Genomic DNA, 23,584 nt, shown 5'->3' with positions numbered 1-23,584 from the left:
GAGAATAGGAACTAAGATCTAACTGAATTTGATTATCAAGCATAGGAATCACCTCGACTCTAGTATAGCAAAAAAAGACATCAAGTTGATGACTTTTTCAGTGGGTTCTTTTTTAGGAGTGTATTTTTGAAGTTTATCTGACTTACATTTTGGACATTTTGGTACTATAATAGTGGCTTTGCTATCTTTAAACCTCCTATAGAGACTGTAGCTAATGATTGCAGTAATGAAAAAAATCGGACCGATATACTCGAGTAAATTCATAATTTTCCCTCCTCGTAAACATTATTTTACTGAATTTTAAACCATTCATCAAGTAAACGAATTGTTGCAGAGTAGCAGTAAGGTGGATGGTTAAACATTGTCTTTGGTAGGAGGCAATATTTTACGTTAAAAGTTTCACATTTTCTTTACAAAATTCATCGGAAACAGTATAATAATATAAAATAATTCAAATTAATAAAGGAGCTTGTCTATGGCAACATTTTACGTCCCAGCGGTCAATTTGATTGGTCGCGGTTGTGTCAACGAAATTGGTAGTTATGTCAAGGATTTGGGCTACAAAAAGGCTCTGCTTGTGACAGATGATTTTATCCGAACAAGTGATATTTTACCTAAAGTTACCAAGCCACTTGATGAAGTAGGTATTGACTACGTAGTCTTTAGTAAGGTCGATCCTAACCCGACTTGTAAAAATGTATTTGATGGACTAGCAGTTTTGCAGGAAAATGACTGTGATTTCATCATTTCAGTTGGTGGTGGTTCTCCTCAGGATGCGGCAAGCTGTATTTCTATCATGGCAACAAACGGTGGTAAACCACAAGACTATGAAGGATTGCATAAGTCAGAAAAACTTGGTCTGCCAGTTGTAGCAATCAATACAACTGCAGGTACTTCAGCCGAAATCACCATTAACTACGTTATCACCGATGAAGAACGCAAGGTTAAAATGGTTATGGTGGATAAAAACAGTCTAGCTGTTATGTCAGTCAACGATCCTGAGCTTATGTTGTCCAAGCCTTCAGCTTTGACTGCAGCAACAGGTATGGATGCCTTGACTCATGCCATCGAAGCCTTGGTAACTCCTGGAGCATACGGTGTAACCAAAAAATTATCTATGGGTGCCATTGAGTTAATTAAAGAATACCTACCACGAGCAGTTGAAAACGGACAAGATATAGAAGCCCGTGAGGCTATGGTCCATGCTATTTTCCTTGGTGGTATGAGCTTTAACAATGCTGGTCTGGGCTATGTGCATTCTATGGCTCACCAATTGGGTGCTGTTTACGATCTGCCACATGGCGTCTGCTGTGCTATGATTTTGCCAATCATTGAACGTGAAAATGCCAAACGTGTACCAGCTGCTTTCCGCGATGTTGCAAAAGCTTTAGGTCTTGATATCGCAGGTAAGACTGATGAAGAATGTGCTGACTATGCCATTGCCCAAATCGAAGAACTGTCTGCCAAAGTTGGTATTCCGAAGAAATTAACGGAGTTGGACATCAAGGAAGAAGACTTTGATTTTGAATACCTCTCTAAGAATGCCTTGATTGATGCTTGTGCACCAGGCAATCCATTCATGCCAACATTAGATGAGACAATCTCCTATTACAAAGAATTGTTCTAGGATAATATCTGTTTTCTGTTAAGGAAGCTGGGCAAGTGATCCATTATGGTTTGCCCGGCTTCCTATTTTTGTGGAAGTATGGCTAACGAGTATCCTATAATATTGAATAGAACTTGCTATAAAATTTGGTCATTTAGTTTTTCTAGTCCTAAATGTAGTAGTTTTCTAAAATCTTTAACTATTGGCCTACTTTGATAAATAAATTTTCTTTGACTGCGAAACGATGTCCACAAAAACGACAACGAAAATGGGATTTATCAGACTCATAAAGAAGGGCAAATATTGCGCCGCTTTGCCCCAGTAGCTTGTCCATTAATTGCATGTTGAGAAGAATAGTCACGATTTTTGAAGTGTATTTCTCAGCCTTTACTGACTTACATTTTAGGCATTTAAGTGCTTGTTTAGTATCCATGTAATATGGAAAAATTTTTCATTTAGAATAACTGATCCTATGGCTATAGTTGTTAACTATACATATCTCTAATATTTAAGAATTAGTCAAGATGGTAAAAATAGGGTAGAATACTGAAAAAGACCAAAGGAGTACCTTTATGACTAGAGAATTTTCATTTGAAACCCTTCAACTCCATGCTGGACAGGAAGTTGATCCCGCGTCAAAATCACGTGCGGTACCTATCTATCAAACTACTTCCTATGTTTTTGAAGACGCTCAAGAAGCAGAAGATTTATTTGCCTTGCGTAAATCAGGGAATATCTATACTCGTATCACGAATCCCACGGTCTCTACTTTTGAAAATCGCGTAGCGGCTTTGGAAGGAGGGATTGGTGCCTTGGCCACTTCTTCAGGAATGGCAGCTATCACATACACTATTCTTGCATTAGCACATGCTGGCGATCACATTGTGGCGGCAACGACACTCTATGGCGGGACTTTTAACCTATTCAAAGAAACCCTTCCTCGCTATGGTATTACAACAAGCTTTGTAGATATTGATGACTTTGAAGCAGTAGAAGCTGCCATTCAAGACAATACAAAACTGGTATTTATTGAAACCTTGGGAAATCCTGTTATCAATATTCCTGATCTTGAAAAATTGGCAGAGATTGCCCACAACCACCAAATTCCACTAGTGTCTGACAATACTTTTGCAACTCCATATTTGATTAATGTATTTTCTCATGGTGTTGATATTGCCGTCCATTCAGCAACCAAGTTTATCGGTGGGCATGGTACGACCATTGGCGGTGTGATTGTCGATAGCGGCAAGTTTGATTGGGCGGCCTCTGGTAAGTTTCCTCAATTTGTTGAAGAAGATCCAAGCTATCATAACATTAGTTATACTCGTGATATTGGTGCAGCAGCATTTATTGTAGCAGTTCGTGTACAATTACTTCGTGATACAGGTGCTGCCCTTTCTCCATTCAACGCCTTCTTGCTTTTGCAAGGGTTAGAAACCTTGTCTCTCCGTGTAGAGCGTCATGTATCTAATGCTGAAAAAATTGTTGACTTTTTACTTAGTCATCCTCAGGTAGAGTCGGTCAATTATCCATCACTTCCAGATAGTCCTTATAAGCCTTTGGCGGATAAATACCTGCCTAAGGGAGTTGGCTCTATTTTCTCTTTCCAAGTAAAAGGCGGAGCAGAAGAAGCGCGTAAGGTTATTGATAGTTTGGAAATCTTTTCCAATTTAGCAAACGTTGCCGATGCTAAATCATTGGTCGTTCATCCAGCTACAACCACCCATGCTCAGTTAGCTCCGGAAGATTTACTTGCTGCTGGGGTCACACCAAATCAAATCCGCCTATCCATCGGACTTGAAAATGTCAATGATTTGATTGAGGACTTACAGCTTGCTCTTGATAAATTATAGGTTGTGAATCGAATAGCATGACTTCATTCTTTATTAATAAATAAAAGGAAATTTGGCGTGTGTGATATTTTCCTTTTTTATATCTGTTCCAGTTCTTCCAGTCCATTCTCAGTTAGTCGGTAGATTCTTTGACAAACTTCTTTCAAAAAACGTCTGTCGTGTGATACACATACCAAGCCACCTGGATAATCGGCAAATAGTTGACGAATATGAGGCTGAGAAGTAGGAGAGAAGTTTCGACTGGGTTCATCTAATAAGAGAAAATTGGCTTGATCAAGAACCATTTTTAACAAGAGTAACTTGGCTTTTTGTCCCCCTGAAAGTTCACAGATCCTGTGATGAACTTCTTGTCGTGTAAACTGCAGACTGGCTAGATGTGTCAAGATTAGTTGTTCCTGCTCACGATTGATATTTTCTAATAAAAAATCAAGTGGAGTTTTAGACTCATCAAGGACTTCTGTATAGTGCTGGGGCATGTAGCCCAAGTTTATATCTGCTCGTTGCCTGAGTTTCTGATAGATGATCTTTAGAAAGCTGGATTTACCTATTCCATTTTGTCCAATGATGCCAATTTTCTCTTGTCCATTTAAGTTGAAATGGATATTTTGAACTAATTGTCGCCCTCCAATGTTCAATTGGAAGTTTTCTAAGTGAAGCACTTGTTTTCTAGCTGGTAGTGGTGAAATGTCTGAGACGAAGAGGGAAATGGCATCTTCATGAAAAGGAACTTGTGTAAGATTTTCCTTCATTCTTTCATAGCGTTTTTCACGTGATAAGACATTCTTCATTTTCTTGGCTATGAGCCGTCCTAGTGTGGCATCATGGGTGTTGAGCAAGGTATGACGAACCTGTGATTTTTGACGTAGGTGCCTATTCATAGCTTTGTCAAATTCTTTTTTGTCGTTCCGAGCTTGTTGGACTTGCTTCTGATAGGCTTGTTGGCGCTTCTGTGCGTAATCTTGGTAGTCAAGATCTTCAACCTTGGTTTGAGCAAGTGTTTTCTTCTTAACAGATTCTAGGTGAATGATTTTTGTAGCTGTTCTGCTAAGGAAGTCTTCATCGTGAGAAACGAATAAAATGGTTTTAGGACTCGTGATGATATAGTTTTCAAGCCAAAGTAAGGTATCTAAATCCAAGTCATTGGACGGCTCATCCAGAAAAATAATATCAGATGGAGTTGCTAGAGATTTGATTAACTGAATTTTTAATTTTTCGCCACCTGACAGGCTTCCAATCAATTGTTGACTGGCAAATCGCTCACTGTCAAACTGGAGCTGCTCAGCATAGAGGTAGAGTAGACCGTAATCAATGTCACTGTCTATATCTCCGAAGAAGTAGTCGTTCAAGGTTAGCTCTGCCATTTCCAGTGAAAGACTTTGGGGAACATAGACTGGCGAGTGAAAATATCGGTGAATGTTGCCTGATAGGAGCAGGTAGTCGGCGACAAGAGTTGAATCCATCAAGGTGAGTAATAGACTGGATTTTCCATTTCCTTCTTCTCCGATGATGGCTATTTTATCGCCAGGGTTGACAATGAGGTTTAGGTCATGAACCAGATTTCTCAAATCTTTTTGATGGTCGAGGGTTAGGTGTTGAGTGGTTAGTAGCATAAGGCCTCCTTTACAAGAAAAAACACACTACCTATTTAGTAGTGTGTCGAAGTCTGCTCAAAAAGACCCTATTCAAGGAATAGAGGGAACAGAAAAATGGACGCAAGAAAACTACTAAATAAGTATAGAACTTAAATTGAGTTTACTTGTTATTGTCCATTTCTCCTTACCTCGCAATGCTTTATTTGTTTTAATATAGCATATCGATAGAAGCTTGTCAATCAGCGCGCTATAATATTCATAGATTTTGATAGAGATATATGTTAAAATGAACTTATTGTAAATGAGAGAGGATCCGAAATGGCAATCACTGGAATTGAGCAAGCAGATATTTTAGAAATAGACAAACAAGTCCGTTTACGTCGGTATGATGGCCAGCATGATTTTGCTTTTGAATGGCATCAAGATCTAGAATTAGTATGGCTGATTGATGGAAATAAGGAACCTTATACTTTGGATCGGCTCAATCGTATGTATGGCTATTTGGCAACAAATGGAGAATGTTACTTTATTGAAATTTTTGAAGACAATCAGTTTATCCCAATTGGTGATGTGACACTGTTTACAGATGATTTTGCCATTGCCATTGGAGATAAGCGGTATTGGAACAAAGGAATTGGAACCAAGGTATTGCAGCGAATGGTCGAGCGTGCAAGGGAGCTTGGTTTTGTGGAAATACTTGTCGAAGAAATTTACGATTGGAATCTTGGTTCACGAAAGCTGTTTGAGAAATGTGGTTTTGAAGCAGTTGAAAAGACAAAGAAAGGTTGGTCTTACAAAAAGATGTTATAGGTATTAATTGTGAGATGTTAAAAAGCCTCTGACACACTTGGTCAAAGGCTTTTTGTATTTTTACACGTTCAATACCTTATCTAGGAAGTCTTGTAAACGTGGATGTTGTGGGTTGTCGAAGATTTGTTCTGGTGTACCATCTTCAAGGAACTCGCCGCCATCCGTGAAGATAACGCGGTTAGCAACCTTGCGGGCGAAGCCCATTTCGTGTGTGACGATCAACATAGTCATACCTTGCTCAGCCAAGTCTTTCATAACGTTGAGTACATCGCCAACCATTTCAGGGTCAAGGGCGGAAGTTGGTTCGTCAAAGAGCATGATGTCTGGGTTCATAGCGAGGGCACGAGCGATGGCAACACGTTGCTTCTGACCACCTGAAAGGCTGTCTGGCATAGCGTCGCGTTTGTCTGCCAATCCAACTTTTTCCAATAATTCCATGCCGACTTTTTCAGCTTCAGATTTGTCCATCAATTTGTGTTCGATTGGCGCAAATGTGATGTTATCAAGTACAGACATATGTGGGAAGAGGTTGAAGTGTTGGAAAACCATTCCGACGTTGGAGCGGAATGCATCCACGTCTGTCTTAGGATCTGTCAAATCATATCCGTCAACAGTTACTTGTCCACTCGTAATGGTTTCAAGTAAGTTCATTGTCCGGAGAAATGTTGATTTACCTGAACCAGAAGGACCGATGATACAAACAACATCGCCTTCATAGAATTTGGCAGTAATGCCTTTGAGGACTTCGTTTTTTCCATATGACTTATGCAAGTCATGGACACTAATTTTCAATTGAGCCATTATTTGCCTCCTTTTTCAAGATTACGAGCCAAGCGAGTCAAAAGTGTGATAACTACCAAGTAGATGATGGCAAGGATTGCATACATACGGAATGATTGATAGTTACGGGCAATGATGATTTTACCAGCTTGGAAGAGTTCTACTAAACCAATAGCTGAAATGATAGTAGTATCTTTCAATGTAATGACAAACTGGTTGATAAAGTTTGGCAACATGATTTTACCTGCCTGTGGCAAGATAATCTTACGCATGGTTGTTCCGTAAGAGATACCCAAACTACGAGATGCTTCCATTTGACCCGCAGGAACTGCCTGAATACCACCACGAACGATTTCTGCGATATAGGCACCTGAGTTGAGGGATAGGGCAATGGTACCAGCGACAAAGTCGTTGATTGGAGATTGTTGACCTGTGATGGATTCAATCAAGTTTGGAATGCCCCAGAAGATGAATGCGGCAACAATCATGAGTGGAATACCACGAACAACATCTACAAAAACAGATGAAGTAACGCGGAGTGCTTTAACTGGGCTTACTGCAAACATACCAAAGATAATACCGATGACAATTGCAATAGCGAATGATAGAAGAGCAAGTCCAATTGTGATACCAAGACCTGAGAGTAACTGGCCGTAGTTGTTTTTCAAGAGACCTACAATTGTTGTCTCGTCAACTGTTGTAGTGGTTGTACTTGTTTCTTCTGTTGTGTTGAAATATTTGTTCAAAATTTCATCGTACTTGCCTGATGCCACAAGAGCAGCCATACCATTGTTGAACATTTCAATCAATTCAGGGTTAGTACCTTTTTTAACAGCAAATCCGTATTCACCAGATTTTTCACCAGGGATTGGAGTTGCAAAGTCACGACCTTGTTGGATAGCGTATAGAAGCACCGCTTCGTCATCCATGAGGGCATCAATAGAACCTGAGTTCAAGCTGTCATACATACCAGAAGCTTCGTCAAATGCTTTTAGAGTATATCCGTACTTATCTTTGTTACTTTCTAAGAAAGTATATGAAGCTGTACCGTTTTTAGCACCGACTGTTTTACCTTTTAAATCTTCGTATGAAGTAATATTGCTACCGTTTTTAATAGCGAGGAGGATATTGGACGAGTAGTAAGCATCTGAGAAATCAAAGATTTCCTTACGAGCATCTGTGATAGACATACCAGCGATAACTGCATCGGCTTGTCCTGCTTGTACAGCGTTCAATGCCGCATCAAAACCTGGGTTTTGAATGGTAATGGTAAAGCCTTGTTGTTCAGCAATGGCTTTAATCAATTCCATGTCAATTCCGACATAGTTGCCTGATTCATCTTGGTATTCAAATGGAGCAAATGATGAATCAGCAACGATTGTATAGCTTGATTTTACAGGTGTAGCTTTACTTGCTGCATTGCCAGTTAAGCTGAGACGAGATGAGTAGTTTGTGCTTTCGCTAGCAGAAGATGAACCAAGCCACTTGTTCATGATTTTCTCATAAGTACCATCTTTATTCATAGCAGCAAGTGCTTTGTTGAAATCTTCTACGAGGTACTCGTATTGGCTACCTTTTTTAACTGAGAAACCAAATGAACCGATTGCTTCACCTTCGATATCAATGCTAAGGTCTTGACCTTGTTGGATAGCGTATTGAATAACCGCTTCGTCATCCATAACTGCATCAACGGCACCAGTTGAAAGGCTGTTGTACATCAAATCGCCAGTATCAAAGGTCTTAATGCTGAAGCCATATTTGCCTTTGCTTTCTTCAAGGAAGGCCTGGGCAGCAGTTCCGTTTTTAACACCAACTGTTTTACCTTTAAGGTCTTCGTAAGAAGAAATCGTATTTGACTTGGTTGTAGCCACAACGATTTTTGTATCAAAGTATGGATCAGAGAAAGTAAACACTTTTTTACGAGCCTCTGTAATGGTTGTACCTGCCATCAAAGCATCGGCAGAACCTGATTGAACTGCATTGACCGCAGCGTCAAATCCTGGGAAGGTTTGATTCATTGTCCAACCAGAGCGTTTGGCAACTTCATTGATGATATCAACGTCTAATCCTTTATAAACTTGGTCTGAGTCTTTGAACTCAAATGGTGCGTAGGCATTGTCGAAAACGATATCGATTGTATCATCAGCCTTGACACCGGTAAAAATAAAGAATACTGACAAAATACTTGTCAATAGTATGAGTAATTTTTTCTTCATTTTCATACTCCTTCTATTATAAAATAACTGTCCTAGTATATCATATTCTGAAAATTAATGCAAAATCGAGGTTTTTGCGATGTTAGAATTTCTGACATACAAAGTCATTAAAATGTGAGAAAATTTAATATTTTGGACATAGTCGTGAATGGTTTAGAATGTTTCTCCATTAGTCGAACTTATGATAAAATAGGTATATGATCAATCGAAATACTGAAAACCAATTTAAACTTGTATCTAAATACTCACCGTCTGGTGACCAGCCTCAAGCTATTGAAACCTTGGTGGATAATATCGAGGGGGGTGAAAAAGCCCAGATTCTCATGGGGGCGACTGGTACTGGTAAGACCTACACCATGAGTCAGGTCATTGCCCGTGTCAATAAGCCCACTTTGGTCATCGCCCACAACAAGACCCTAGCTGGTCAGCTCTACAGTGAGTTCAAGGAATTCTTCCCAGAAAATGCGGTCGAATACTTCGTGTCTTACTATGATTACTACCAGCCAGAAGCCTATGTACCGTCTAGCGATACCTATATTGAGAAGGACAGTTCGGTCAATGATGAGATTGACAAACTCCGTCACTCAGCGACCTCAGCTCTTCTCGAACGGAATGATGTCATCGTTGTGGCCTCCGTTTCCTGTATCTACGGTTTGGGATCGCCCAAGGAATATGCTGACAGCGTGGTCAGTCTGCGACCCGGCCAGGAGATTTCCCGAGACCAGTTGCTCAATTCCTTGGTCGATATTCAGTTTGAGCGCAACGACATCGACTTCCAACGAGGACGTTTCCGTGTGCGTGGAGATGTGGTGGAGATTTTCCCAGCTTCTCGTGATGAGCATGCCTTTCGTGTGGAGTTTTTCGGGGATGAAATCGACCGCATTCGTGAGATTGAAAGCTTGACAGGTAAGGTTTTGGGTGATGTGGAACACTTGGCGATTTTCCCTGCCACCCACTTCGTGACCAACGATGACCACATGGAAACAGCCATTGCCAAGATTCAGGCGGAACTGGAAGAGCAGCTCAAGGTCTTTGAAGCAGAAGGAAAACTCTTGGAAGCTCAGCGATTGAAACAACGAACCGACTACGACATCGAAATGCTGCGGGAAATGGGCTACACCAACGGAGTTGAGAACTATTCACGACACATGGACGGGCGAAGCGAGGGCGAGCCTCCTTATACTCTGCTGGACTTTTTCCCTGAAGACTACCTGATTATGATTGACGAGAGCCACATGACTATGGGGCAGATTAAGGGGATGTACAATGGTGACCGCTCACGCAAGGAGATGTTGGTCAACTATGGTTTCCGCCTCCCGAGTGCACTGGACAATCGTCCGCTGCGCAGGGAAGAATTTGAGAGCCATGTCCACCAGATTGTCTATGTATCTGCGACGCCAGGTGACTATGAAATGGAGCAGACCGATACCGTTGTCGAGCAGATTATTCGGCCGACAGGGCTTTTGGATCCAGAAGTGGAAGTCCGTCCAACCATGGGTCAAATGGATGACCTTTTAGGTGAAATCAATGCCCGTGTTGAGAAAGGCGAGCGGACCTTTATCACTACGCTTACCAAGAAAATGGCTGAGGACTTGACCGACTACCTGAAAGAAATGGGTGTCAAGGTCAAGTATATGCACTCGGACATCAAGACCTTGGAGCGGACGGAGATTATCCGTGATTTGCGCCTGGGTGTATTTGATGTCTTGATAGGGATTAACCTGCTTCGAGAAGGGATTGACGTGCCAGAGGTTAGTCTGGTTGCTATCTTGGATGCTGACAAGGAAGGCTTCCTCCGTAATGAACGAGGGCTCATCCAGACAATTGGTCGGGCGGCCCGTAACTCTGAAGGTCATGTGATTATGTATGCGGACAAGGTCACTGAGTCCATGCGGAAGGCTATGGAGGAAACCGCCCGCCGCCGTCAAATCCAGATGGCTTATAATGAAGAACATGGTATCATTCCACAGACCATTAAGAAGGAAATCCGTGACCTGATTAGCGTGACCAAGGCTGTCACTCAGGACAAGGAAGAAGTGGTGGACTTCAATGCCCTCAACAAAGACGAACGCAAGGCTATGATCAAGAAACTGGAAGGTCAGATGCAGGAAGCGGCAGAAGTGCTTGACTTTGAACTGGCTGCTCAGATTCGTGATATGGTCATTGAGTTGAAGAATATGTAGAAAATAATTCACGGAGGTAGGGATATGCTTATCAAACCCATGCAGACTGAGGAGGAAATCAGGGGCAAGGCCTATGTTCATTGGAAATCGTGGCAGGAGGCCTATGCTGACTTGTTACCTCAGGAATTTTTAAAGAATGCTTACACCTTAGAACGCTGTCAGGACTGGGCCTTTCGCTATCCTCAGAATGTCTTGGTAGCACTGGTGGATGAGCAGGTGGTTGGTTTTGCCTGTTACGGCTCGTCTAGTCAGGAGGATTTGCCAGGAGCAGGGGAGCTCTTCGCCCTCTATGTCTTGGCGGATTATTATAATCAGAAGATTGGTTACCAGCTTATGCAGGCGGCTTTGGAAAAATTGCAGAGCTACGAAACGGTTACTCTATGGGTATTGGAGGGAAATGCGCGTGCCATTGCTTTTTATGAAAAAGTGGGATTCCGATTTGACGGTGTGAAGAAGATAGTTCATCTTGGGGAAGAACGGATAGAACATAGGATGGTATGGAGAAGAAATCGTTGAAAGATTTATTTTTAGTTAGTAATGCAGAACAATTGGTGAACTACAAAGAATTTGTAGACCGTCATAGACAAGTATTTCAACAGTACCTAAGTTATATACAGACTCATTTTAAGGTTAAAGACTTGCCTGAGGTGATTATTTGGGCTGATGAAGAGGCTGCGACTCGTTTTATCCGAGAATGCCCCATACCAGCCTATACCAATGATGTTCGTATGGTCATGACTCCAGATAGACAAGTTTGGCAGGATATTTATCTCAAGCAATTAGAAAATTATTCTGTAGAAGATTTGTCTATGATTACAAGGCATTATCAATCGCTATCAGACAACCATCTTTTACAGATTGTTGGACATGAATTGGTCCATCAAAGTGAGTTGTTTTTAGATTACGAAGAAGAGACAATGTGGTTTGAAGAGGGGATGGTTGAATACATCAGTCGTCGTTATTTTTTAAGAGAAGAGGAGTTTGCTCGAGAAAAAATAGTTAATCAGCAATTGGTCACACTCTTTCAGGGAAAATACGGCTACCATTCTTTATTGGAATTTGGCCGAAAGACTTATGAAGGAGATTATGCTTCTATTTTCTATGAATACTGGCATAGTTTTTTAGCCATAGATAGTTTGGTCGAAAAGTTTGGCAGTATCGAAGAAGTATTTAGTGAATACCACCGTTGGAATAATAAAAAGAGACCAGTAGATTTGTTAGTCTGGTTTGAAATTGAGAGATAAGGAGTTACCATGGCTCGTAAAGAAATGGTCACGTTGACCAATATGTGCCTAATCGAAGATAAGGATGGGAATGTCGTAGTGCAAATTCGTGACCCTGAACGCTATCGTTGGTCAGGTGTTGCTTTTCCTGGAGGGCATATTGAAGAAGGTGAAAATCTTCATGATTCTGTTGTTAGGGAAGTTCAGGAAGAAACTGGTTTGACCATTGCAAATGCTCGATTAGTTGGTGTCAAACATTGGCCTGATAAGGAAGGTCATCGCTATATGGTCTTTCTTTATAAGGCTACAGAATTTACTGGAACCCTACAGTCAACAGAGGAGGGCGAAGTTCGTTGGGTCAAGAAAACAGACCTCCCACAGATGAATTTGGCCTATGATTTGCTGGAAATTTTAAAAGTCATGGATGATCCAGATTTGTCCGAGTTCTTTTATACTAGAAAAAATGAAGATGGAGAGTGGGATAGGAATTTTAGGTAGAAGCTAGAAATAGCTTCTTTTTTATGTTGTTTGAATAAAAATACAAAAAATAAGTTGACAAATGTATAAAAATGACATAAAATGTTTTTATCTTTCAAAAAAGGAGAAAAAATATGCATTTTACTACAATGAAAGTCCGATGTTTTATATAAAAAAACGGTATAAGTATGCACAGGATTATTTTAAAGGAGAATATGATGATGAAAAAATATATTATGACAGGCTTGGTTTTACTGGCAACGATGACCCTAAGCGCTTGTAGTGGAAATGCTACTCAAGAAGATACTTCTTTGAAGGATGTTCAGGAAAAGGGAAAACTAATTGTTGCATTGAATCCAGAATTTCCACCATTTGAGTTTAGAACACTGGTTGATGGCAAAGATACAATCGTTGGAGCTGACATTGAGCTTGCAAAAGCCATTGGGCAAGAATTGGGTGTAGAAGTCGAATTTTCAGCGATGAGTTTTGATAATGTTTTGAACAATGTCCAGTCAGGGCAATCGGATATTGCCATTTCAGGAATTTCAGCCACTGAAGAGCGCGCAAAAGTGTATGATTTTTCCATTCCTTACTACACCTCAACCAATAAAGTTATTATAAATAAAGAGGATCTGGCACAATATACATCGCTTGATTCTCTAGCTGAGGCAAATATAGGAGCACAAAAAGGTTCTATTCAAGAACAAATCGTTAAAGAACAGCTTCCGTCTTCCACGGTTATTGCTCTGGCTTCGAACGGAGAGCTGATTAATCAATTAAAATCACAGAAGGTAGAAGCAGTTATTTTTGAAGAGCCGATTGCGAAAGCCTATGTTGCCAAAAATGATGATTTGGTTATTTTAGATACTGAGATAAAAAGTAGCTATTCAGATGCCTATGCTATTGCCTTGCCAAAAGGAAGTACAGCTTTAAAGGAAAAAGTTGACTCTGTCATTACAAAACTAGTAGAATCTGGACAGATGGATCAATTTGTTCAAGAAGCCTATGAATTATCCATTGCTAACAATTAAATTTTATGCAATTAAATTGAATAAAAATAATATTTTCTTGACAAATGTATAAAAATGAATTAAAATGAGAATACATTCTGAAAAACTGCAAGAAAATACAATGAAAATCAAAAAGCTTGTGTTTTTTAGAATAGGTATTTTATTAAAATAAAGAGAAGGTAGTTAGGAAATATGAAAAAAATCTTGGCATTAGCAGCAACAGTTTTAGCAGGACTGACATTGGCAGCTTGTTCTTCGACGTCATCACAATCCGCATTAGATAAAATTAAAGAAAAAGGTACATTGGTAGTGGCAACTAGTCCAGACTATGCTCCATTCGAGTTTCAGGCACTAGTTGATGGAAAGAATGAAGTTGTTGGTGCAGATATTATGTTGGCTCAAAAAATAGCCGACGAACTTGGGGTCAAGCTTGAAGTTTCAGCAATGAGTTTTGACAATGTATTGTCTAGCGTTCAAAATGGCAAAGCTGATATTGCAATTGCTGGTCTATCGTATTCGGAAGAGCGTGCGAAAGTTTTTGATTTCTCTGAAAGTTACTATCAAATTTCTGATGTCTTACTTATCAAAAAAGATAGCGCCAATTCACTCACTTCAATTGATGCTATGAGTGGGAAGACTCTTGCGGTACAAAAGGGGTCAACACAGGAAGCCTACGCACAAGAAAATATTAGTCAAGCTAACCTAATTTCTTTAACCTTGATGGGTGAAGCTGTAAATGAGCTCAAATCAGGAAAAGTTGATGCTATTTTAATGGATTCTCCAGTTGCTGCTGGTTATGTTTCACAGAATTCAGATTTAGCCGTTGCATCCGTTGAATTTCCAACGATTGATGAGAATTCGAAAGTCATTGCTTTGCCAAAAGGTAGTACAGAACTAAAAACTGCGATAGACAAGGTTATCGCAGAAGTAAAAGCAAGTGGTGAGTTTGATACTTTCCTTGAGAAAGCTGCAACATATACAAGTGTTGAATAAGAGAAAGGAACAATCATCGGAAACGGTGGTTGTTTTTGCATGCAAAAAGAATGGAGCAAGTGAGCCGCACACCAAAAGTTAGACAGAAAATTGGGGTCGGTTCAATACTCCATTTTTTATAGATAATTATTTCACACGCTCTAGATAAAAACTGGTCAAACGTGGTACAGTAATTCTAGCTCCATTTTCATCGGGATAGAGGCTAAATGTTTCCAATGGAATAGCATTTGATGAGAAGACCAACTTGTACTCACTATCTGCAGGCAGATTCAAGTGCACATCAAACAATTCCTGATCATTAAAGTTATGAACGGTCAAAATTTCTTGTTCATCACTAGTACGAGAAAAAGCGTATAGGCTAGCTTCTTCGTCAATCCTTACCCAATTAAATCCTTTTTCATAGGCTTGATAGTCATATTTCCAGAAAGCATCATGTTCTTTATAGAAAGTAGATAATGTTTTCATCATTTGATAGAAAGAATGGTGGATTGGAAATTGTAGCAGTCCCCAGTCCATTTCTGTATATTCGTGCCATTCACGGATATGACCCCATTCATTTCCCATGAAGAGTAATTTCTTTCCAGGATGGGCAAAGTAAAAGCTGTAGTAGACTCGAGCCAGATGGAACTTATCTTCGTAGTCGCCATTCATCTTCTCGATAATGGAGTGCTTCCCATGAACAACTTCGTCGTGCGAAAGTGGTAGTAAGAATTGCTCGTTTTGGTTATAGTACATACCAAAAGTGATTTCATTTGAGTGATATTTTCGATAAATAGCAGGGCGTTCCACGAATTTTAGTGTATCATTCATCCAGCCCAGATCCCATTTCATATCAAATCCAATACCGCCATCTTCTAGAGGATGTGTGACTTTAGGGAAGCTTGAAGAGTCTTCAGCAATCATCAGGACTCCCTTATAGTCGGTATGGACCATGGCGTTGACACGTTTGATAAAGTCTATAGCGGCATGATTTATCTTATCTTCATCTGTTTCACCACGCCAATAGAGGAGATAAGATAGTGCATCAACACGGATGCCATCAAAATGGAAATATTCCAACCAGTATTTTAAATTAGAAAGAAGGAAAGAACGAGTCAGTCCTTTTCCAAGGTCAAAATTAGCAGTCCCCCACTGGTGGTTTTCACGATCTTGTTCGTAGGAGTATTCGTATAGCCAACTACCATCAAACTGGTAGAGCCCATGAGCATCTTTACAGAAATGAAGTGGTACCCAGTCAAGAATCACTCCGATTCCTGCTTGGTGACATTGGTCAACTAAATACTTAAGTTCATCTGGCTTGCCATAGCGACTAGTTGGACTGTAGTAGCCTGTTACCTGATAGCCCCAAGACGCATCGAGAGGATGCTCGGTAATTGGCAATAATTCAATATGTGTGTAGTTATTTTCCCTGATATGTTCGATGAGAAGTGGAGTAATTTCCTTATAACTATTGAAAGCTTCTACAGGAGCTCCTCCTTCATTCTTATTAGCAAATTTTTGCTTCCACGAACCTAAGTGCACCTCGTAGATGGATACTGGCTGTTCTTTAAAATCATAGTTAACACGATTATACATCCAGAGGTCATCTTTGAATTTATAACGCGAATTGTAGGTTGTAGAGGCAGTGTCTGGACGAACTTGGCTGAAAAATGCATAAGGGTCAGCCTTATATATTTCACGCCCATCGTGTGTGATAATCAGGTATTTATAATCTTCAAGGGATTTTAATCCGTCTACATAAAGTTGAAACACACCATCAATTTCACGCTCCATAGAGTGACTGCGTTGCCACTCATTAAAGTTGCCAACTAAGAATACTTCTCTGGCATTTGGGGCATAGACACGAAATTGGGTTCCGATAATTTTGTTTCCTTCTTTTATAATATGAGCACCCATTTTTTCGTAAAGAGTGGTATGCTCACCAGCATTCATATAATATAAATCTAGGTCAGTAAATTCTGTCATAGCAATCTCCATTGCCGAAAAGGAGTGGACTAGGGTCCCACTCCGATTCAGTTTATTTTTTCATCTTATTTCCTAACCACTAATTTCACGGTAGAGCCAGATGTATTTCTCTGCCGAAGCTGTCCAACTAAAATCACGCTTCATAGCTTGTTCAACCATGGCATGCCAGTCATCGGGACGATCATAGTAGGTTTGAAGGGCTAAATCATAGACTTGTCGCATATTGTAAGCGTCACGCCCTCCAAAGCTAAAACCAGTTCCTTCTTTGGTAGACATATTGTATGGTGCTACAGTATCAACCAAGCCACCTGTTTCACGCACTAGAGGGAGTGTTCCGTAATGCATTGAAATCAACTGGCTAATGCCGCATGGTTCAAACATAGAAGGCATGAGGAAGAGATCGCTTGCTGCATAAATTTGGTGGGCAAGTGGTTCATTGTAACCACGGTAGAATGCAAATTTATCAGGATAGGCGTGTTTAAAGTGATTAAAGGCATTTTCAATGTCTTCCTCACCATTGCCTAAGATAACAAATTGGACATGGGCTTGAAGAAGATGGCCAAGTACCTCGGTCAAGAGATAGAACCCTTTTTGCCATGTCAAGCGAGAGACGATACCTATCAATAGGACATTCTCATCTTGTGGAAGGGCAAATTGTGCTTGCAGGGCCAGTTTATTAGCCTTTTTACTTTCAATCGTTTCAAGACTATAATTTCTCACAAGGTACTGGTCTGTTTGACTATCCCAACTATCATAGTCGATACCATTGACAATGCCAACCAAGTCATATTTGCGCAACTCTAGTACATGTTGCATGTTTTCGCCGAATTCTTCCGTTAGGATTTCGCGAGCATAAGTTTCAGAAACTGTAGTAACCTTGTCAGCATATAGGATACCAAGCTTCATGAAGCTGATACATTCATCATGAAAACGTGCAATACCATCCAAATAGTAGCTATAGTCCATGCCAAGCGCTGACCAAAGCGCTTGTTTATGGAAAATCCCCTGAAAAGCCAAGTTATGAATAGTGAATACATGCTTGATATTGCGGAATTCTTCGCGGTAGCTATAGAAAGTACGGCAAAGGAATGGAAGGGCAGCAGTGTGCCAGTCATGTGTGTGCATGACATCCGGGAAGAAATGAAGTGCTTCTAACAGACGACATGTAGCATGTTGGAAATAGCCAAAACGCATGGCATCATCGTCATATCCATATAGTTTATCGCGTTCAAAGAAATCGCGGTGCTCAATAAAATAGAATGTTACTCCATCAACAACCTGACTGTAAACATTTGCCATAGATTGGATGTCGCCAGCCCGCACATCAAAACTTGATACGTAATCGAAATCAGAGTGATTGTTTACTGCAATTTTTTTGTAGAGTGGTAGAACGACTCGGACATCTAAACCCTGTTTTACCAATTCTTTTGGCAAAGAGCCAATAACATCAGCCAATCCGCCAGTCTTGATGAACGGAAGTCCCTCGGATGCTACAAAGAGAACAGATTTTTTTGTCATGTTAGCTCCTAAATGATTTGGTGTGGTTTCAAGTATGAAGGCGAAGTTTCGCTTCCCTTGATGTCAATTGGGTGAATAATTTTAGTTGCTTTATCGATAATTGCATTTTCAATATTCGCCCCACTCTTGATTGTCACGCCATTGAGAATGATTGAGTTTTTGATAACAACACCTTCTTCAATGATAACATCGCGGTCAATGACTGAATTTTCGACTTGACCATTGATATTCGCTCCATTTGAAATTAGGCTACGTTTGACCTCTGCCAATGGACCATACAAACATGGTGAGCTATCACTTGTTTGGGTATGGATTGGCCAATCATGTTTGAAGAGGAGTTTGCGGGTATCTTGGTCAATCAATTCAATTTGAGTATTGAAGTAGGAAGCTGTCGTATTGATACATGCGACATAATCACGATGTGCATAGCCCATAATCTTGTACTGGTCAACTGTATCACGTAAAATATCTTTTAACCAGTAGAGAGACGACACTTTGTTAGCACGTTTAATCAAGTCGATAAATGTAGTCCGTTTCATAATGTAGGCTTCAAGGGAAACGGGACGGTTTTTATATTTACCGTGGTTTTCCTCAAAAGCTACGACACGACGGTCTTCACCAAATTTGAGAGTTTGGCAGCCGATGAAATTTTCTTTAGCATCTGAAACGTTTTTATAAAGAACGGTAATATCAGCATCCGTTGCAATATGGTCATCCATGACTTTTGAAAAATCCTGGCTATAGATGAAGTAAGATGGAGCAACTAGCACATAATCTTTTGTAGACTTTTCGATGTAGTGGATGTTTTCTGTGAAGGCATTAATATCGTGACGATAGACACTATTTGGGTCTGTTGCGCTATTGAGCAAGCGAAGGGTACCGCGTTTACTGTTGATATTATAGTGTTTTCCTGTACCAACGTGCTGAATTGTTGAACGCATTTCGGCAGGCATGTACACTTGGAATTCTGTAATTCCAGAGTTTGACATATTGGATAGAGCAAAGTCAATTAGGCGATAACGACCTAAGAAACCGAAAGCTTGTACGCCACGGTGCTTCATCACATCACCAAAATGTACGTTGTTTCCTTCAATATTTACAATTCCGAGAGTATTTCTTAGCATAGCAGTCCTTTCTTACTTGGTCACATTCTTGTCAATCAAGAGGATATGGTCGATGTCTCCTGTGAGTTTAACTCCGTCGGCAATTTTAATATTTTCAGCGACGATGACGTAGTCAAGTTCAACACCTTCGCCGATAATAGCACCAGGCAGGACGACAGAATTTTTTACTACGGCATTTTGGTTGACCTGTACATCTGTTGAAATAACAGAATGTTCTACTGTACCGTCAATAACTGCCCCTTTATCAATATAGGCAGATTTAACAGTTGCAGTCGCACCAATGACTTGGGCAGGAGAACCCTTATCCTCTGAATAGATTCTCCATGAGCGGTCAGAAAGGTCCAAATCTCCAGCGTGATCAATCAAGTCCATATTGGATTCCCAGAGGCTGTTAACGGTACCTACGTCTTTCCAATAACCGCGGAATGGATGGGCAATGAGAGTGCGGCCATCTTCTAAGTATTTCGGAATGATGTCGTGCCCAAAATCGTGTGAAGAAGTATCTAATTTGTCATCTTCCTGGAGATATTTTTTCAAGGTCTTCCATGTGAAGATATAGATACCCATTGAGGCCAAGTTACTCTTTGGATTTTCTGGTTTTTCTTCAAATTCTTCAATACGGTAATCTTCGTCCGTATTCATGATACCAAAACGTGAAGCTTCTTTGATTGGAACTTCGATAACCGCAATCGTAGCATCTGCTTTTTTCTGAATATGTGTATCAAGGAGTTTGTCGTAGTTCATCTTATAGATGTGGTCACCAGACAAAATCAATACGTACTCTGGATCGTGAAGATCAATGAAATCAATGTTCTGTGTAATAGCGTCGGCTGTACCTTTGTAAAGTCCGAAACCTTCGATTTTTTCACTCGGTGGTAATACAAAGACGCCAGATCCTTGTACATCAAGCCCCCAACGTTGAGACTGTGCAACGTATGAGTTCAAGAGAACAGGCTCATACTGAGTCAAAACTCCGACAATATCAATACCTGAGTTGGCACAGTTACTGAGAGGAAAGTCAATAATGCGGTACTTTCCGCCAAATGCGACCGCTGGTTTGGCGACTTTTTTTGTCAACCCTTCTAGACGTGTTCCACGTCCACCAGCAAGAATCATAGCTAACATTTTATTTTGAGCCATTTAACCACTCCTTAATATATATGATATGTGTATTATAGCATAAATTATAAAAAAATGAAAGCGTTTCCTTAAAGAAAAATGAATTATTTTCATTTTTCTTTTCAACGTCTTTCATAAATGTATCATAACATATTGTATTTTGTTTGTCTATATAAAATGGTATTTATTTTCGGTTGAATTTTACCTCTTCAAGTAGGTAATTGATGAATTTTTCTCCCATGTCGGACAGCAATGCCTTTTCATGTTGGATATAGACCAATTCGATTTCATCGTCAAATTCCAGAGGAATGGATACAATATTATCTCCGTTAAGATTTGAATTGAGGATACCTGTTGCGATTGTATAGCCATCCAGACCGATTAAGAGATTGAAGAGTGTGGCACGGTCAGATACGACAATCGATTTTTTATGGTGTTCCTGGGCTAGAATTTCTTCTGCAAAGTAGAAGGAATTGTGAATACCTTGCTCGTAGCTGAGATAAGGGAAATCTACCAAATCATCGAGAGTGATTGACTTTCTTTGTGCCAAAGGATTGGTTTTGCTGACAAATACATGTGGTTTGGCAGTGAAGAGAGTTGTATAGGATAGTCGATTGTCATCCAAAAGTTTCAGCAGGACATCACGGTTGAAATGGTTGAGGAAAAGCACTCCGATTTCTGAGCGGAAATTCTTAACGTCATCAATGATTTCCCAGGTCCGTGTTTCACGTAGGAAGAGTTCATAATCTTCCATTTCAGTTTCTTTCAAAAGCGAGACAAAGGCGTTGACGACAAAGGCATAGTGTTGAGAAGAGACGCTAAATAGTTGGCGTTTTGCATTCGGATTTTTATAGCGGTCTTCCAATAGTTCGGTCTGCTCAACAATTTGACGAGCGTAGGAAAGAAACTCCATGCCATCCTTTGTCAGGGTAATGCCCTTAGAATTACGGAAAAAGATTTTAATTTTCATTTCTTTTTCCAGGTCTCGTACAGCGTTGGAAAGGCTGGGTTGGGTAATGAAGAGTTGCTTGGCAGCCTCATTCATACTGCCTGTTTCTGCAATTTTAATAATATAGTATAATTGTTGGATTCTCATACCTCTATTGTAACATGATTTGACAAATTATTCTAAAAAATGTATAATGCTGAAAATATATCCTTTAACTGAGTCCAGAGAGGCGAAGAAGGGAACGTGATAAATAGGGCAAATACTGCCTTCTTTTCGTGTAACCTTGCTAGCCAGCAAGGTTTTTTCTCTATATCGACTTTCTTGTTTTCTGTGTCATTGTTATATAGAATAGGAGAAAAGATGATTTTAAAAGAACAGATGTTACTGGTGGACCAAGTCCAACTTGCTCCACGTATATTTGCTATGATCTTGCAGGGTGATATGGTCCAAGATATGAAAATGGGGCAGTTTATCCATATTCGTGTTCCAGATGATTCCATGCTCTTGCGGAGACCAATATCTATTTCCGAGATTGATCGGAATAAGTCTCAATGTCGGATTATTTACCGAGTGGAAGGTCAAGGGACGGAAGTCTTTTCGAAAATGACTGTTGGTCAGTATTTGGATGTCATGGGACCGCTTGGGAAAGGGTTTGAAGTAGACTTTCTCAAAGAAGGTGACCGCATTCTCATCATTGGCGGGGGAATCGGTGTTCCTCCCTTGGTGGAAGTAGCCAAACAGGCGGCGAACCGTGGCGCCAAAGTCACGTCAGTCATTGGCTTTGCCACCAAAGAGGCCGTCATTTTGGAAGAGGAATTAGCCAAGTATGGTCAAGTTTATGTCACAACGGATGATAGTTCCTATGGGCGTAAGGGGAATGTCGCAACGGTCGTTGAAGAGCTGACAAACGAGTTTGCAGCCATTTACTCATGTGGGGCGCCAGCTATGATGAACTATGTTGACCAACGCTTTCAGGAACATCCTCATGCCTACATTTCACTGGAGGCTAGGATGGCTTGTGGGATGGGGGCGTGCTATGCCTGTGTTGTCAAACCCAAAGAGGGACAAGAACACGAGAACAAGCGTGTCTGCAAGGAAGGTCCAGTCTTTGCGACTGCTAGTCTGATTTTATAGGAGGTTGAGATGAAGAAACGATTAGCCATTTCCTTGCCAGGCTTGGACTTGAAAAATCCCATCATTCCAGCCTCTGGCTGCTTCGGTTTTGGTCAGGAGTATGCAGATTATTATGACCTTAACCAGCTTGGATCCATTATGATTAAGGCGACTACCCGTCATCCTCGTTATGGCAATGCGACTCCCCGTGTAGCCGAGACACCAGCAGGTATGCTCAATGCCATTGGACTTCAAAATCCAGGCGTTGATGTAGTCTTATCCGAAAAATTACCATGGTTGGAACAGCATTTTCCAGACTTGCCTATCATTGCCAATGTGGCTGGTTTTTCCAATGAAGAATATGCCTATGTGTCAGGGAAAATTTCAAAGGCTCCAAATGTAAAAGCAATTGAACTAAATATTTCCTGTCCCAATGTGGACCACGGAAATAATGGTCTTTTGATTGGACAGGTGCCAGAATTAGCCTATCAAGCAGTAAAAGCAGCAGTCGAAGCCTCATCTGTACCTGTTTACGTTAAGTTGACACCAAGTGTGGCAGACATAACCCTGTTGGCCAAGGCTGCTGAGGATGCTGGAGCGACTGGCTTGACGATGATAAATACTTTGGTTGGTATGCGATTTAATCTCAAAACTCGACAGCCAATCTTGGCAAATGGTACAGGAGGAATGTCAGGTCCAGCAGTTTTTCCGGTTGCTCTCAAACTCATTCGTCAGGTTGCTCAGATGATTGATTTACCAATTATTGGTATGGGTGGTGTGGATACGGCGGACAAGGCTATAGAGATGATGGTTGCAGGAGCTTCAGCTGTAGGGGTAGGAACAGCCAACTTTACAGATCCATTTGCCTGTCCAAAGATTATTCAAGACTTGCCAAAACGCATGGAAGTTTATGGTATTGATAGTTTGGAAGGTTTACGCCGAGAAATCAGACATAGCTTGGGTAAGCGTTGACAAAGGTAAAATAAAAGAGTAATATAAAGAAAATATCTCCTTTAACTAAGTCCAGAGAGGCTAGGAAGGTGTCATGTAATA

At 40.5% G+C, this 23,584-nt stretch carries 20 protein-coding genes; 11 read left to right on the top strand and 9 right to left on the bottom strand.

The annotated features are described in order from the left end of the window. Positions 1–475 precede the first annotated feature (475 nt). On the top strand, positions 476–1,627 hold the full coding sequence (locus P7J36_RS04265) for an iron-containing alcohol dehydrogenase (RefSeq protein WP_408551338.1): 1,152 nt from the start codon (positions 476–478) through the stop codon (positions 1,625–1,627). Positions 1,628–1,805: 178 nt separating this feature from the next. Here the strand turns inward: P7J36_RS04265 and P7J36_RS04260 are convergent, their stop codons facing one another. Then, the gene (locus tag P7J36_RS04260) at positions 1,806–2,039 is read right to left on the bottom strand and encodes a hypothetical protein (RefSeq protein WP_398581637.1); all 234 of its coding nucleotides are present in this window, start codon (positions 2,037–2,039) and stop codon (positions 1,806–1,808) included. Positions 2,040–2,178: 139 nt separating this feature from the next. On the opposite strand from P7J36_RS04260, the gene P7J36_RS04255 reads away from it, so the two are divergent. Continuing rightward, complete coding sequence (locus P7J36_RS04255; protein ID WP_408551337.1) at positions 2,179–3,459, top strand: O-acetylhomoserine aminocarboxypropyltransferase/cysteine synthase family protein; 1,281 nt, start codon at positions 2,179–2,181, stop codon at positions 3,457–3,459. A gap of 77 nt (positions 3,460–3,536) precedes the next feature. On the opposite strand, the gene P7J36_RS04250 is transcribed toward P7J36_RS04255, so the two are convergent. Continuing rightward, the gene (locus tag P7J36_RS04250; RefSeq protein WP_408551336.1) at positions 3,537–5,069 is read right to left on the bottom strand and encodes an ATP-binding cassette domain-containing protein; all 1,533 of its coding nucleotides are present in this window, start codon (positions 5,067–5,069) and stop codon (positions 3,537–3,539) included. Between the two features lie 300 nt (positions 5,070–5,369). Between P7J36_RS04250 and P7J36_RS04245 the strand changes: the two genes are divergently transcribed. After that, positions 5,370–5,861, top strand: coding sequence for a GNAT family N-acetyltransferase (locus tag P7J36_RS04245; protein WP_408551335.1), 492 nt, complete (start codon positions 5,370–5,372; stop codon positions 5,859–5,861). Positions 5,862–5,921: 60 nt separating this feature from the next. Here P7J36_RS04245 and P7J36_RS04240 read toward each other — a convergent pair whose 3' ends face one another. Further along, on the bottom strand, positions 5,922–6,662 hold the full coding sequence (locus P7J36_RS04240; protein WP_172099953.1) for an amino acid ABC transporter ATP-binding protein: 741 nt from the start codon (positions 6,660–6,662) through the stop codon (positions 5,922–5,924). After that, complete coding sequence (locus tag P7J36_RS04235) at positions 6,662–8,857, bottom strand: ABC transporter substrate-binding protein/permease (RefSeq protein WP_408551334.1); 2,196 nt, start codon at positions 8,855–8,857, stop codon at positions 6,662–6,664. Before P7J36_RS04235 ends, P7J36_RS04240 begins: the two co-directional genes overlap by 1 nt. A 197-nt stretch (positions 8,858–9,054) precedes the next feature. Here P7J36_RS04235 and uvrB point away from each other — a divergent pair, with 197 nt between their 5' ends. The 6 genes from uvrB to P7J36_RS04205 all read left to right on the top strand — a co-directional run bounded on the left by uvrB (position 9,055) and on the right by P7J36_RS04205 (position 14,743). Continuing rightward, entirely contained in the window at positions 9,055–11,040 is a 1,986-nt protein-coding gene (gene uvrB, locus P7J36_RS04230; RefSeq protein WP_408551333.1) for an excinuclease ABC subunit UvrB, read from the top strand. A 24-nt stretch (positions 11,041–11,064) separates the two neighbouring features. Then, positions 11,065–11,556: a GNAT family N-acetyltransferase gene (locus tag P7J36_RS04225; protein WP_408551332.1), complete on the top strand. Its 492-nt coding sequence runs from the start codon at positions 11,065–11,067 to the stop codon at positions 11,554–11,556. Beyond that, positions 11,553–12,284 carry an elongation factor Tu gene (locus P7J36_RS04220; RefSeq protein WP_408551340.1) on the top strand — a complete coding sequence of 244 codons (732 nt, stop codon included), beginning with the start codon at positions 11,553–11,555 and terminating at the stop codon, positions 12,282–12,284. The genes P7J36_RS04225 and P7J36_RS04220 overlap by 4 nt, the downstream gene beginning before the upstream one ends. 9 nt (positions 12,285–12,293) lie before the next feature. Next, on the top strand, positions 12,294–12,761 hold the full coding sequence (locus P7J36_RS04215; protein WP_408551331.1) for an 8-oxo-dGTP diphosphatase: 468 nt from the start codon (positions 12,294–12,296) through the stop codon (positions 12,759–12,761). A gap of 200 nt (positions 12,762–12,961) precedes the next feature. Further along, complete coding sequence (locus P7J36_RS04210; protein WP_079254971.1) at positions 12,962–13,771, top strand: transporter substrate-binding domain-containing protein; 810 nt, start codon at positions 12,962–12,964, stop codon at positions 13,769–13,771. A 171-nt stretch (positions 13,772–13,942) separates the two neighbouring features. Then, on the top strand, positions 13,943–14,743 hold the full coding sequence (locus tag P7J36_RS04205) for a transporter substrate-binding domain-containing protein (protein ID WP_014637883.1): 801 nt from the start codon (positions 13,943–13,945) through the stop codon (positions 14,741–14,743). 126 nt (positions 14,744–14,869) lie between these two features. Here the strand turns inward: P7J36_RS04205 and glgB are convergent, their stop codons facing one another. The 5 genes from glgB to P7J36_RS04180 all read right to left on the bottom strand — a co-directional run bounded on the left by glgB (position 14,870) and on the right by P7J36_RS04180 (position 21,565). Next, positions 14,870–16,708: a 1,4-alpha-glucan branching protein GlgB gene (gene glgB, locus P7J36_RS04200; RefSeq protein ID WP_408551330.1), complete on the bottom strand. Its 1,839-nt coding sequence runs from the start codon at positions 16,706–16,708 to the stop codon at positions 14,870–14,872. A 72-nt stretch (positions 16,709–16,780) separates the two neighbouring features. After that, a complete protein-coding gene (glgA, locus tag P7J36_RS04195; protein WP_408551329.1) occupies positions 16,781–18,226 on the bottom strand; it encodes a glycogen synthase GlgA in 1,446 nt (481 codons plus the stop codon). Positions 18,227–18,234: 8 nt separating this feature from the next. Beyond that, positions 18,235–19,350: a glucose-1-phosphate adenylyltransferase subunit GlgD gene (gene glgD / locus P7J36_RS04190; RefSeq protein WP_002935157.1), complete on the bottom strand. Its 1,116-nt coding sequence runs from the start codon at positions 19,348–19,350 to the stop codon at positions 18,235–18,237. Between the two features lie 12 nt (positions 19,351–19,362). Continuing rightward, positions 19,363–20,490, bottom strand: a complete 1,128-nt coding sequence (locus P7J36_RS04185) for a glucose-1-phosphate adenylyltransferase (protein WP_002935156.1) — start codon at positions 20,488–20,490, stop codon at positions 19,363–19,365. A 163-nt stretch (positions 20,491–20,653) separates the two neighbouring features. Beyond that, entirely contained in the window at positions 20,654–21,565 is a 912-nt protein-coding gene (locus tag P7J36_RS04180; protein WP_408551328.1) for a LysR family transcriptional regulator, read from the bottom strand. Positions 21,566–21,739: 174 nt separating this feature from the next. On the opposite strand from P7J36_RS04180, the gene P7J36_RS04175 reads away from it, so the two are divergent. Together P7J36_RS04175 and P7J36_RS04170 are read left to right on the top strand one after the other, a co-directional pair. Next, positions 21,740–22,552, top strand: a complete 813-nt coding sequence (locus P7J36_RS04175; RefSeq protein WP_408551339.1) for a dihydroorotate dehydrogenase electron transfer subunit — start codon at positions 21,740–21,742, stop codon at positions 22,550–22,552. A 9-nt stretch (positions 22,553–22,561) separates the two neighbouring features. Continuing rightward, positions 22,562–23,503: a dihydroorotate dehydrogenase gene (locus P7J36_RS04170; protein ID WP_408551327.1), complete on the top strand. Its 942-nt coding sequence runs from the start codon at positions 22,562–22,564 to the stop codon at positions 23,501–23,503. Positions 23,504–23,584 lie beyond the last annotated feature (81 nt).

The organism is Streptococcus suis (assembly GCF_046032115.1).
Lineage (GTDB): Bacteria > Bacillota > Bacilli > Lactobacillales > Streptococcaceae > Streptococcus > Streptococcus suis_AJ.
Note: the sequence above shows the minus strand (reverse complement) of the source record. Positions and strands in the feature narration are given on the sequence as shown.